The organism is Syntrophomonas sp. DTU019, assembly GCA_913757435.1.
Classification (GTDB): domain Bacteria; phylum Bacillota; class Syntrophomonadia; order Syntrophomonadales; family Syntrophomonadaceae; genus DTU019.
In genome coordinates this window covers 443,439-455,531 of the sequence record CAJYDM010000001.1, presented here as the reverse complement: position 1 = coordinate 455,531, position 12,093 = coordinate 443,439, and the positions used below count along the sequence as shown (strand labels likewise).

Sequence of the window (12,093 nt, the reverse complement as noted above, 5' to 3'; positions counted from 1 at the left end):
GACGGCCCGGCTGCCTGGAAGGCAAAACCATCAGGAAAGGGCATGGGATATGGAAAGGCAGCGAAAAATCAGCAAAAGAGAAGCAATTATTGAGGCAGCCATTGGCTTGTTCTCCCAGAAGGGCTACCATAATACCCGCATGGAGGAAATCGCGCAGGCGGCCGGGGCTGGAAAAGGAACCATTTATGAGTACTTCGCCAGCAAGACGGAGCTTTTCTCCGAGATTCTTCTGACCGGATGGCGCAAGATACAGGAGGATATCCCTCTCCAAGAACCGGGGGTGACGCCTGTATTAGAACAACTGCACCGCCTGATCCATGGACATCTGCGCTATTTTCAGGAGAATCGCCAGCTTACCAGGGTCAGCTTCTGTGAGGTAGATACTATCGACCAGGAATTGATGGAATGGGCTCTGAAGGTTAAGGGGGAAAAGGAAAAACAGGTGCGGGCTATGATTGAGACAGGCATTGAGCGGGGCGAATTACGCACTGACATCGATGTCGATATTGTCAGTCGCATGGTGTGCGCTCTGATTCCCTATTTCGCCAGCCATATAGTAATGAACGATGTGGAAATTGATACCCATCACCTGGCCGTGCAGATCAGCACAACCATACTGGAAGGCATCAAAAACTGACCATAGGGGCGGTTCTCCGCCCCTATGGTTGGTCTTCTGGGTCTTTTGGGGACTTTTTTGGGAAAAAATTCGGCCCAAAAACACAATCAGGCATCGAAACGTCCCCGCGTTTAGAGAAATTTTGGGCAACTGATGGACAAGGCTCGGGTTGCAGTCTTTATCTGAAATCTGAGCCTTCTGTGCGCGCGGAATTCTCGATGGATCCCTTGTAAATACCGCCTCCTATTTGCTGTATTAGCTTGCTTTTGACTTGAATCTGGTAATGTATTACTATGATGCTAATTGATGACCAAGCCAGGAGGTGGGGTAATTGCAGACTGATCTGGTAGGAAAAGCCCGAGAATTATTGAATGCCAACCTTGTTTCCACCACTTTAAGTACAGTTGATTCCGAATATAATGTTAATATAGCGGTATTGACGGTCCTGGAGATGATTAGCGATGATCGCATTATCTGCGCGCGCTTTGGCGCCGACCGCACCTATGCCAATCTCAAGCAGACCGGCAAGGGAGTGTTCTTGGTTCTGGTGACTGATGAACAGAAGCAGACCAAGGATGGCATACGGGTCTATGTTGAGTTGGAAGACGACACTGATCATGGGGAGTACTTTGAGCGTCTGAAAGATAAGCTTGCCCAGACTCCATACCGACAGTTTCCGCTCAAGAATTGCCTGATATTTAAGATAACCGCTATAGTGCCGGTATCAACATTAAAGAAATAAACAGGCTGGTAAATGCATTTGCCAGGCTACAGGAGGAACCATCGTGTATTTAGGAAAAGTCATGGTCGTTTTTGGCACGCGTCCGGAGGCTATCAAAATGGCCCCGGTAGTCAAGGAGTTGCAGAAGGTAGCAGATATTCATACGGTGGTCACGGTTACTGCCCAGCACCGGGAAATGCTGGACCAGGTGTTGCGCCTGTTCCAGATCCAGCCCGATTACGACTTGAACCTGATGGAAACCCAGCAGGATTTATTCAGTATCACCACAGGGGCCTTGACTGGATTGAAGGAAGTCTTAGAGAAGGAAAAACCGGACCTGGTGATTGTGCACGGTGATACCACCACCACCCTGGCGGCGTCATTAGCGGCCTTTTATATGCGCATTCCGGTGGCCCATGTAGAAGCCGGGCTGCGCACCCGCAACAAGTACTCGCCTTTCCCGGAAGAGATGAACCGCACCCTGACCGGGCGCCTCACCGAACTGCATTTCGCGCCTACTGACACCTCACGGGAGAATTTACTGGCCGAGGCCACTGCTGAATTCAAAATCTGGGTTACCGGGAACACGGTCATCGATGCGCTGCTAAGCGTCATCAAAGCTGATTATCAGTTTGGGCCGGAATTTGCTGAAGTCGATATGAGCAAACGGCTGATTCTGGTTACCACTCACCGCCGTGAAAACTGGGGCGAGCGTATGCGCGAGATTTACCATGCTCTGCTGCAACTAGTGGAGGAGTTTCCCGACATAGCGGTGGTTTTCCCGGTGCACCGAAACCCCATCGTGCGCGATGTAGCGGAAGAAATGCTGTCCAACAAGCCGCGCATCCATCTCCTCGATCCGTTGGAGTACGAACCCTTTGCCCATTTAATGAACGCTTCTTACCTGGTCATCACCGATTCCGGAGGCCTGCAAGAAGAAGCTCCTTCCTTGGGCAAACCGGTGCTGGTCCTGCGTGATACCACCGAGCGCCCCGAAGCGGTGACTGCTGGTACGGTCAAACTGGTCGGCACCAGTCGGCGTAAGATATATGAAGAGACTAAGAAATTGTTGTCCGATCCACGTGAGTACGATAAAATGGCCCGAGCCATCAATCCTTACGGCGATGGCAAAGCGGCTCGCAGGATCGTGCGCGAGCTGGTCAGCTTCCTGTATGTGCGCATCGGCGCTCAGGGCTGATCAGCAAGCCAGGCCGGGCGGGGTTAAACCGAATGATTCAACCGAAACTTTTAAGCCCGGATATAAACACCTTGAAGGATTATAGATCAACTCGCGCCTAAGTTTGGAGGAGAAAGATGACATCAATACGTTTTGGAACTGACGGATGGAGGGCTATCATCGCGCAGGATTTCACTTTTGCTAATTTGCGGATTGTAGCCCAGGCTATAGCCGCCCATATCAGCAGCCTGACAGGCCTTCGCAAAAGTGTGGTCATCGGCTACGACAATCGCTTCATGTCACCCGAGTTTGCCAGGGAGTGCGCCCGGGTCCTGGCCGGCAACGGCATTAAAGTGCATTTGATGAAAAATCCTGCTCCGACGCCCCTGGCGGCCTTTGCGGTGCGTCATCTGGAGGCCCACGGAGCTATAGTGATAACCGCCAGCCACAATCCCGCCTTTTATAACGGGGTCAAGTTCATACCCGCTTATGCCGGCCCCGCCTTGCCGGATGTGACCGAGGCCATCGAGGCAGAGATACGCCGGGTGGGTGATGGCGCCAAGGTTTACGAGATCGATCTTAAGGAAGCCGCTCAACTTGAGCTCTTAGCGGAAATTGAGCTGGAAAATGACTACCTCAACCACTTGAACAAGCTTCTGCGCCTGGACTTTCTCAAAGGAAAGAACCTCAGAGTGGTGGTCGACCCCATGTATGGCGCCGGCCTGGGTTTACTGGAGAACTATCTGACCCATATGGGCGTCGAGGTCAAGGCCATACACAGCCATCGTGATGCGCTCTTCGGCAATAGTACCCCGGAACCGGTGGAAAGGAATCTGGCTGAGTTGCGGCGCGCGGTAGTAAGCTATAACGCCGATATCGGACTGGCCCTGGATGGGGATGCCGACCGTTTCGGCATCATCGATCACGATGGCAGTTTCATAAACGGCAACCTGTTTATTTCCCTGCTCCTCGACCACTTGCTTAAGACCCGCACCGTACGAGGACCGGTAGTACGTACCGTGGCCACTACCCACCTGCTGGACCGCATCGCCAGGCTTAACGGCCTGCAGGCCATTGAAACCCCGGTGGGATTCAAGTATGTCAGTCAGGCCATGCGTGAGTATAAAGGACTTTTGGGCGGGGAGGAAAGCGGAGGTTTGAGTGTATGGGGACATATTCCTGAAAAGGATGGCATCCTGGCCTGCATCCTGGCAGTTGAGATGCTGGCCTTCAGCGGCAAGCACTGTGACGCTCTGGCGGAAGAACTGTATCAGGAATATGGGCGGGTAGTCAATCGCCGTCGCGATGTGGTTTTAACCAGGGGACAGGAAACTCTGCTCAGAGAGAGCTTATCGGCTTTTTGTCCCAAGACTATAGCCGGAATAAAAGTAGTTTCGGCCACAGCTCAGGAGGAAATGAAATGGTCACTGGCCGACGACAGTTGGGTTTTGGCCCGACTTTCAGATACTGAGCCGGTTTTGCGCATTTATACTGAAAGTTCCGATCTGCAGAAATTAGGGGATATCGAGCAAGCTCTGTGTGATGCTCTGCACATATAATCAAGAGTTGCGGATAGAGTTTTTCTTCATTATTAAATAAAAATTATCAACAGCTGTGGGGAGGAATTTTATGAATAACGACGAAAGTTCTATTCAAAACGAAAATTCAGGACCAAATCAATTGCAGCAACTCGATTTGATCCTGTTGCAAGTAATTAACACCATGGAACAAGGCCGTGGTGATATTTTTAATATAGCCGAAGAAAGCCGCCAGCAGTGCGCCTACCTGGAGGTTGAACTGGAACAGCTTAATCAGGAGAATCGGCGCACCATTGAAGAGATACAAAAGCACGAGAAACTGGAACGCCTGGCCAGACTGCGCTTGACCGAAGTAAGCCAACATTTCCGGTCCTTTTCCGAGGGCGACATCAAAAAGGCGTATGAGGTTGCACGAGAATTGCAATTAAGGCTTTTAGACCTGCGCCAGAGCGATATGTATATGCGCAGGAGGCGGGAGGAACTTGATCGCAGCATCAACAAGTTCCGCACCATCAATAAGAAGGCTGAAAGCTATCTGAATTCCACCAATTTCGCGCTCAAGATTCTGCGCGGAAATGTCGAAAGGATAAATGAAACCATCGAGGATTCCATCAGGAAGAGCCAGTTGGGGATATGGCTAATACAATCCCAGGAGGCCGAAAGGCGCAGGATCGCGCGAGACCTGCATGACGGCCCGGCCCAAAACCTGGCTGGCATGATGATCCGCCTGGATCTGATTCAGCACCTGTGGGATAACGATGTAAAACGCATCTATGAAGAGATCGATAATATTAAGCAGATGGCCTCAGAGAGTCTGGCAGATATCCGGCGCCTGATGTTCGACTTGAAACCTTCCCTGATGCATGAGGATAATTTCAGCACCACCTTAAGCGAGTTCTTCCGCGACTACGGCACCAAATATGATTTGGATATCGACTTCGTGGTTTTCGGAGCCGCGAAAAAGTACGAGCTTTCAATAGAAATCGCCTTGCTCAGGATGGTACAGGAAGCCATTACCAATATCCGCAAACACTCCGGGGCCAAACAAGTCCTGGTTAAAATGGAAGACAAGGGGCGCAGCCTGGTCCTGGTGGTCAAAGACGAAGGCCGCGGCTTCGACTTGGACAGGGCCGCCGGTAAATCTGAGAGCTACGGGATAATAGGCATGAAAGAGCGGGTGGAGTTGTTAGGTGGGGAAGTGGAGATCATATCCGCACCAGGCAAGGGAACACAGGTGATGATAACAGTGCCGTTGGAGGGGGAAGCCAATAATGGATCAAATAAGAGTTGTCATAGCGGATGATCATGTTCTGGTCAGGGAGGGACTGCGCAAATTGCTGGAACTAGACCAGACCATCGAGGTGATCACCGAAGTGGGCGACGGTCAGGGGGCCATAAACATCGCCCGCAAGGAAAAGCCGGACATCATTCTGATGGATGTAAACATGCCAGGCACCAACGGAGTTGTGGCCACACAAGTTATCAAGAGGGAGATACCTTCGACCCGCATCATTGCGCTGACCATCTATGAGGATGAAGAGGTGGTGGAAATGGTCAGGGCCGGGGTGTCGGCTTATGTGCTCAAGGATGTGGCCGGCAGCGAACTGATCGACACCATCCACCGTGTTATTGACGGCGAAATCGTTATTCATCCCCGAGTAGCCAACCGTTTGGTGAGAGAACTGACCCGCAATGAAAAAAAAGAAGATGAAGTCAAACTTACCAAGCGAGAGAAGGACGTCCTGACCCTGTTGGTCAAAGGCCATTCCAATAAAGATATGGCTGATGCCCTTTTCATCAGCGAGAAGACCGTAAAAAACCACCTTACCAGCATATTCCGCAAGCTCAACGTCAAAGACCGTACCCAGGCTGCAGTCTATGCGCTAAGAAACGACATCGTAATCGATGAGGATGACGAAGACTAGGTATTAACAGGAATGATTCGGCCTCCGGATAGCATATTATGTACCAATAGGCTTGAAGGAGGTTATTTATATGGCTTTCTTCTTAAAATTGGCAGTTTTTTCAGTATGGGCAGTTATTATGGCTGCTGTGATTATAGGCAGCATTCAGGGCACTAGGCGCATGAAACGGAGGCGCCGCCAGGAAAGAAACAAACCGGCCGTTGAGAAGGAAATCGGCCGGTATTTTTCCATTCCGCTGTTATGCCCGGAGCATCGGGCCTGCCTCTCGCAGTACACGGTCTAATTCCCGAAAACTTATACTTTATCATGTTATTTACCGGTAAGCTATATTATCATTAATATATGTTTTACCGTATGTCGAAGGTAAGACACATACGGCCGTTTTATATTTGCAGAAAGCAGTGGTTGGTTTGTTAAACTTTTTAATGGACATACTTTTCCCGGAAACTGTGTGCTGTGTATGCAGAGAGCCGGGAAGATACAGCAGTCGCCGTCCCTGGTGCGACAAGTGCGCCGAGGATATGTGCAGTGCCCAAACCTGCCTGCCTAACTGCGACCGATGCGGCAAATATTTGGAGACCGATGATGAATTGTGTCAGGACTGCCGTGCCAATCCCCCCGATTTCAGCATCGCTCGCGCCGTAGGTCCATATGACAAGGACAGCTATCGCATTGCCATCAAGGTTTTGAAGTTTTTAGGACGCAAGTACCTGGCCGGTCAAATGGGACGGATGATGGCTGAAGTGGTGAAAAATGAACCTCGCTTCTGGCCTATCGATGTGATAATCCCGGTGCCGGCCTCTCAAGGCAGCCTTACCCAGCGCGGCTTCAATCAGACTGAAATCCTGGGTAAATATATTGCCCGGCATCTCAAACTGCCAATGGATAACAACTTGCTGTTAAGGGTCAAGGAAACCCCGGCACAGAGGGAATTGACCAGGGAGGAACGAGAAAAAAACCTGTTGTGTGCTTTTAAAGTCAGAGATCCCGAGAAAATAAAAGGAAAGAATGTTCTGCTGGTTGACGATGTATATACTACAGGATCAACTGCCCGGGAATGCACCCGCAGCTTGATGCGGGCTGGAGTCGGAAAGGTTGCGGTTATTACCTGGGCAACCGGTAAGGGCTTTTGATTGAGGAGGGCCGTCGCCATGGCAGAATTGAAGAATTGCAAACAATGTGGGCGCGTATTTGCTTCGGTGAGCGCTAGCCTGTGCCGCAAATGCCTCGACCAGATCGACCAAGATTTTGTTGTGGTGCGCAAATATGTCCGTGATCATAACGGGGCGGATGTGCTGGAGGTGTCACAGGCTACCGGGGTCAGCGAGGAGATCATCCTGCATTTTCTGCGCGAGGGCCGGCTTATATCGCGGGGCTTCGTGGCCAGTCTGCAATGCGAACGTTGTTCAACCAGAATCGACAGCGGGCGTTTCTGCCCCAAGTGTCTGTTTGAATTGGACCAGCAGTTGCAGGGTGTGATGCCGGTGACGGAAAAGGCAATACCCCGTACTGCAGTGAAAGAGCAAATGCACATAAATAAATTTGGCAAATAAAACCGCGTCTTAGAACATTGATCAACAGAATGGCATTGAAATAGCAGTTATCCTGCGCAATGAAAAGCAATATCAACAAAAACCGTTCTAATGAGAATAAAGAACAGAAGTCCTTTAGACGATTCTTAACACAGCTAGATGTATGAGGTGGTACTATGATAATTTCAAAATCCCAGGTACAACACATTTTAAAAACCTATGCTCGGGACTACAAACTCAATCCGACCGAATCTATGCGCACTCAGGGCGTGGCCAAAAAGGATGAGCTGATGATTTCCGATGCCAGTCGGCTCAAACAAAAAGCCATGCAGGCTGTGAAGCAGACTGATGATATACGTATGGAAAAGGTCACCTCCCTGCAGCACAGAATATCCACCGGGACCTATACTCTGGCCGATGATGAAGTTGCGGAGAAAATTATTCAGAGAGCTATCGTAGATAAGTTCGCATAGAAGCGGTGAAATATGGAACAGCAATATCTCGAACTGATCGAACTGATGGATAAAGTCAATGAGATGGTGCAGAGGCTGGTAATATTGGCCCAGGAAAAAAAGCGGCTGGTAATTCAAGGCCAGGTCAAACAATTGGATAGCTTGATCCGTGAAGAGGGCATCGTCATTTCAGAACTTGAAAAATGGGAGGGTGCCCGTTTTCGTGCTCAGAAACAGTTGGGCCCAGATCTGGCGGACTGTAAAGCTCAATACTTGCAGCAACAGGTAGCCAGGCAATGTCCGCATTTAAAGGCCGTTTTTCAGGAGTCGCTAAGCCGCCTGGAGACCAGTCTGGGTGCCTTGAGCAGCCTTAACCAGCACAATAATGAGCTGTTGCAGCAATCCCTGGATCACATTGCTCTTCTGGAAGCCGCCATCGTTGGCGACCAGCCCGGGACCTACTCCCAAAAAGGTCTGCAAGCCGAAGAGAGCAGAACCAGGATCAATCTCCTGGACCGCAAAGTGTAACATTCGATTATTGGAAATGAGGGAAGCCAGGTGTCATTTCTAGGATTGGAAATAGGAAAGCGGGCAATAACCGCCCAGCAGACCGCTCTGACCATTACCGGCCATAACATAGCCAATGCCAACACGGTAGGCTATACCCGGCAGATGGCCCAATTACAGACCACCATCCCTTATTGTACCCCTTCATTTAACGCCGCGATGCAGGTGGGGCAGTTGGGCACCGGTGTGGAAGTGGGCACTATCCAGCGCATCCGCGAACAATTCCTGGACAACCAGTATCGTAACGAAAACAAGGCCTCAGGCTACTGGCAGAGCGTTTCCGAGGCTATCAGCAAACTGGAAGTTATCATCAATGAGCCCTCTGCTTCAGGCTTGCGAGAGGTGATGGACCAATTCTGGGAGGCCTGGCAGGACCTGGTCAACAACCCCGAAAACGATTCCGCCCGTACCGTGGTGGCTGAACGGGGAGCGACCCTGGCCGACACCTTTAACCATACCTACCGCCAATTGGTAGAGTTGCGTACCGATATAAATTCAATCCTGCACACCAAGGTTCAGGACATAAATTCCACCGCAGAACAGATCCGGGATTTGAATGAACAGATTCTGGCCATCAAGGTCTCCGGTCAGCAGCCTAACGATCTCTTGGACCGGCGCGATCTGCTCCTCGACCAGTTGAGTCGCATCGCCGATATTCAGGTTTTCGAAGAGTCTAATGGCCTGGTCACGGTGCAGTTGGGAGGCCGGGCTCTGGTGCAAGGACTCAATTACAGTTCTCTGGACACGATAGCTGATGCCAATGGCATGCAGATGATCGTCTGGCAGGACACCCGGGTCAAGGCACAGATCAACGGGGGAGAACTGAAAGGCCTGCTTGATGTCAGAGGGGCTACCTCTCTGCCCGCTGACGCCGCTTCGCAATACCGGGGTCTGGTGCCAGAAATGATAGCCAAGCTCAATGAATTGGCCCGGGCTATTGTTGTAGAGACTAATCTGGTGCACCAACAGGGCTTCAGCCTGCTCAATCAAAGCGGCACCCCTGATGGCAGCAACTTTTTTGACCAGCCTTCCGACCCGGATGCGGTCAGCAACTGGTCGCAGTATATAAAAGTATCTACGGCCATACTCGATGATCCCCGGGGAATAGCCGCAGCCAGCCTGCGCACCTGGGGCGATCCGTTAAGCGGAGCAGACCCGGTTCCACCGGCCAGTGCCGAGCCCATCAACTTCGGGGATGGGGGTAATGCTCTAAAACTGGCCCAGCTCAAGCATGCCATGATCATCGACGGAGCCATGACCACGGACGATTTTTGGCGTTCGGTGGCTTCCACTATAGGTGTGCAGGGCCAGCAGGCCGGGCGTATGTCTGCCAACCAGGATAATTTGGTGGGGGAATTGGACAACAAGCGGCAGAGCGTCTCCGGGGTGTCCCTGGACGAGGAGATGACCAATATGATCCGCTATCAGCACGCTTATAACGCGGCAGCCCGGTTTATAACCGCCATAGACGAACAACTGGACCTGGTGGTAAACCGCCTGGGCCTGGTGGGGAGGTAAGGTAAATGCGCATCACTTCAGCTATGATGGTCAATGATTTGGTCCGGAATTTAAATACCAACACCCAGCGTTTGGACGAGTTTCAACGTCAGCTCTCCACTGGGCGCAAGATCAACCGGCCCTCCGACAACCCTTCGGGACTGGTCAAAGCCCTGCGCCTGCGCACCGCGCTCACCGAAAATGAACAATTCCTGGCCAACATAAATGAAGCCTACAGTTTTATGGAAACCACCGACGTGGCGCTCAATGATATCAACGCCATCCTGCAACGGATTCGGGAACTGGCAGTAAAGGCCGGCACTGGCAGCAATGCCGATGAAGATATGCAGGCCATCTCTACCGAAATCGAGCAGCTGCAGGAGCAACTGATGCTGGTAGCCAACAGCACCTACGGGTCCAAATATGTTTTCGCGGGGACCAATGTCACTCAGGCCCCCTGCGACGGAGACCATTGGAAAGGCAATTCCCGGCTTTTAGAGACTGAGATCGGCATCGGGGTCAAGGTGGCTCTAAATCTGGATATGAAAGACTTCTTCGGCAATCCCAGCGGGGTGGATGCTTCGGGAAATCCGGATGGAGGTGTCTTCGCCATGGTCAATGAACTGATCGACACCATCAACAGGTCTGATTACAGCGGGGTCAGCGGCATGCTGGATGACATCGATGCCAAGATAGATGATCTCTTGGGCAACCGGGCGGTGGTAGGAGCCCGCATCAACCGTATGGAGTTGCAGCAGAACCGTCTGGAGGAGGCGGAGGTATCCCTGACTACCCTTTTAGGCGGGGTTGAAGATGCCGACATAGAAGAAGTCATCATGAACCTGAGAATGCAGGAAAATGTTTACCATTCCTGCCTGGCTGCCGGAGCCCGCATTATCCAGCCCACTCTGGTAGATTACCTCCGCTAGAGCCTGATCGGATACACCATCCTCTGCTTGATCCGCATCTGCCGATCTGAGCAGGGGTTTGTTTTTGCCCCGGTCGATGCCGACCTATAGATGGACCAGTGTCTCCGCCAGGTCGCCTGGCTGCAACGTGGCTGATTGGGTCGAACACCATCCCTTTATCCCGGCGGGGGGGCAAAAAGTCCTATTTATAATGGGGAAGCGTACAAAGGAAGCAAAAGGGCAGTTCCCATGCTTCCTCCCACATCACCTTGGGGGCCGGTTGCGGAGGGAGATAAAAGCCCCATTTGAATTGGGACTAGCCGTTCAAATATCCACTCAGGTTCAGATTGCTATCAAGAAGCCCCCTTTCCCACACGATATACTTATTAGTGAAAATAATTTTCGCCAGCTCAGATAGGGAGGCACGCTTTAGGTGAATTGCATAAAAATCAAGAGTAAATATTTAGACGAGATTGAGATTGAGAGCGAACAGGTTATTGTTTTCCCGGAAGGCCTGCCCGCCTTTGAAGAAGAACGGCAATTCGTCATCATACCGTTTGCGTACGACTCACCCTTCTTCTATTTGCAGTCAGTAAACAACGCCCGGCTCTGTTTTATACTGGCCGATATATTCACATTTTTCCCCGACTACCAGGTGGAGATCAACAATCAGGCGCTGCAGCGCCTAAAAATAGAAGAAGGCGGACAGGGCTCCTTAAACGTATTTGCCTTGTTGACAATTCCAGAGATCTTTGCGGAAACCACCGCCAATCTTCTGGCTCCATTGGTGATAAATTTTGAAAAGCAGGTGGGGATGCAGTTTATCCCTCAGGTATCTAGATATCATACCAAACATCCTTTGTTTGAAGAGACTGTGATCAGCCCCGCCCAGGGGGTGAGATAACATGCTGGTACTTAATCGCAAAAAGGGTCAAAGCATTTGTATAGGCGAAGAGATAAAGATTACCGTAGTCGATGTGCAAGGCGACTATATCAAGCTCGGCATTGACGCGCCCCGTGAGGTGGGGGTATACCGCCAGGAGATATATCGGGAAATCGTTGCAGCCAACCTGCAGGCGGCCGCCGCAGAACCGGGGCAGGAAAAACACCATCTCTTAGACGACCTGTTCAAATCGCAATTTCAGTCTATTTCCAGGTGA

At 51.2% G+C, this 12,093-nt stretch carries 15 protein-coding genes; all 15 read left to right on the top strand.

The annotated features are described in order from the left end of the window. The first annotated feature begins 49 nt into the window (after positions 1-49). The 15 genes from AC15IQ_RS02265 to csrA all read left to right on the top strand — a co-directional run bounded on the left by AC15IQ_RS02265 (position 50) and on the right by csrA (position 12,093). Positions 50-637: a TetR/AcrR family transcriptional regulator gene (locus tag AC15IQ_RS02265; protein WP_483177030.1), complete on the top strand. Its 588-nt coding sequence runs from the start codon at positions 50-52 to the stop codon at positions 635-637. Positions 638-947: 310 nt separating this feature from the next. Further along, the gene (locus tag AC15IQ_RS02260; protein WP_483177029.1) at positions 948-1,358 is read left to right on the top strand and encodes a hypothetical protein; all 411 of its coding nucleotides are present in this window, start codon (positions 948-950) and stop codon (positions 1,356-1,358) included. Between the two features lie 61 nt (positions 1,359-1,419). Continuing rightward, the gene (gene wecB / locus AC15IQ_RS02255) at positions 1,420-2,535 is read left to right on the top strand and encodes a non-hydrolyzing UDP-N-acetylglucosamine 2-epimerase (RefSeq protein WP_483177736.1); all 1,116 of its coding nucleotides are present in this window, start codon (positions 1,420-1,422) and stop codon (positions 2,533-2,535) included. Between the two features lie 116 nt (positions 2,536-2,651). Next, on the top strand, positions 2,652-4,073 hold the full coding sequence (locus AC15IQ_RS02250; protein ID WP_483177028.1) for a phosphohexomutase domain-containing protein: 1,422 nt from the start codon (positions 2,652-2,654) through the stop codon (positions 4,071-4,073). A 70-nt stretch (positions 4,074-4,143) separates the two neighbouring features. After that, complete coding sequence (locus AC15IQ_RS02245) at positions 4,144-5,355, top strand: sensor histidine kinase (RefSeq protein WP_483177027.1); 1,212 nt, start codon at positions 4,144-4,146, stop codon at positions 5,353-5,355. After that, the gene (locus AC15IQ_RS02240) at positions 5,324-5,977 is read left to right on the top strand and encodes a response regulator (protein ID WP_483177025.1); all 654 of its coding nucleotides are present in this window, start codon (positions 5,324-5,326) and stop codon (positions 5,975-5,977) included. The genes AC15IQ_RS02245 and AC15IQ_RS02240 overlap by 32 nt, the downstream gene beginning before the upstream one ends. A 70-nt stretch (positions 5,978-6,047) precedes the next feature. Next, the gene (locus AC15IQ_RS02235; RefSeq protein WP_483177024.1) at positions 6,048-6,260 is read left to right on the top strand and encodes a hypothetical protein; all 213 of its coding nucleotides are present in this window, start codon (positions 6,048-6,050) and stop codon (positions 6,258-6,260) included. Between the two features lie 142 nt (positions 6,261-6,402). Next, positions 6,403-7,110, top strand: coding sequence for a phosphoribosyltransferase family protein (locus tag AC15IQ_RS02230; protein ID WP_483177023.1), 708 nt, complete (start codon positions 6,403-6,405; stop codon positions 7,108-7,110). A gap of 18 nt (positions 7,111-7,128) precedes the next feature. Then, positions 7,129-7,530, top strand: a complete 402-nt coding sequence (locus AC15IQ_RS02225; protein WP_483177022.1) for a hypothetical protein — start codon at positions 7,129-7,131, stop codon at positions 7,528-7,530. Positions 7,531-7,685: 155 nt separating this feature from the next. Then, positions 7,686-7,982, top strand: a complete 297-nt coding sequence (locus AC15IQ_RS02220) for a flagellar biosynthesis anti-sigma factor FlgM (RefSeq protein ID WP_483177020.1) — start codon at positions 7,686-7,688, stop codon at positions 7,980-7,982. A gap of 12 nt (positions 7,983-7,994) precedes the next feature. Further along, a complete protein-coding gene (locus AC15IQ_RS02215; RefSeq protein ID WP_483177019.1) occupies positions 7,995-8,489 on the top strand; it encodes a flagellar protein FlgN in 495 nt (164 codons plus the stop codon). Between the two features lie 30 nt (positions 8,490-8,519). Then, on the top strand, positions 8,520-10,046 hold the full coding sequence (gene flgK / locus AC15IQ_RS02210) for a flagellar hook-associated protein FlgK (protein WP_483177018.1): 1,527 nt from the start codon (positions 8,520-8,522) through the stop codon (positions 10,044-10,046). Between the two features lie 5 nt (positions 10,047-10,051). Next, positions 10,052-10,954, top strand: a complete 903-nt coding sequence (flgL, locus tag AC15IQ_RS02205) for a flagellar hook-associated protein FlgL (protein WP_483177017.1) — start codon at positions 10,052-10,054, stop codon at positions 10,952-10,954. A gap of 412 nt (positions 10,955-11,366) precedes the next feature. After that, complete coding sequence (fliW, locus tag AC15IQ_RS02200; RefSeq protein ID WP_483177016.1) at positions 11,367-11,837, top strand: flagellar assembly protein FliW; 471 nt, start codon at positions 11,367-11,369, stop codon at positions 11,835-11,837. 1 nt (position 11,838) lies between these two features. After that, the gene (gene csrA / locus AC15IQ_RS02195; RefSeq protein ID WP_483177014.1) at positions 11,839-12,093 is read left to right on the top strand and encodes a carbon storage regulator CsrA; all 255 of its coding nucleotides are present in this window, start codon (positions 11,839-11,841) and stop codon (positions 12,091-12,093) included.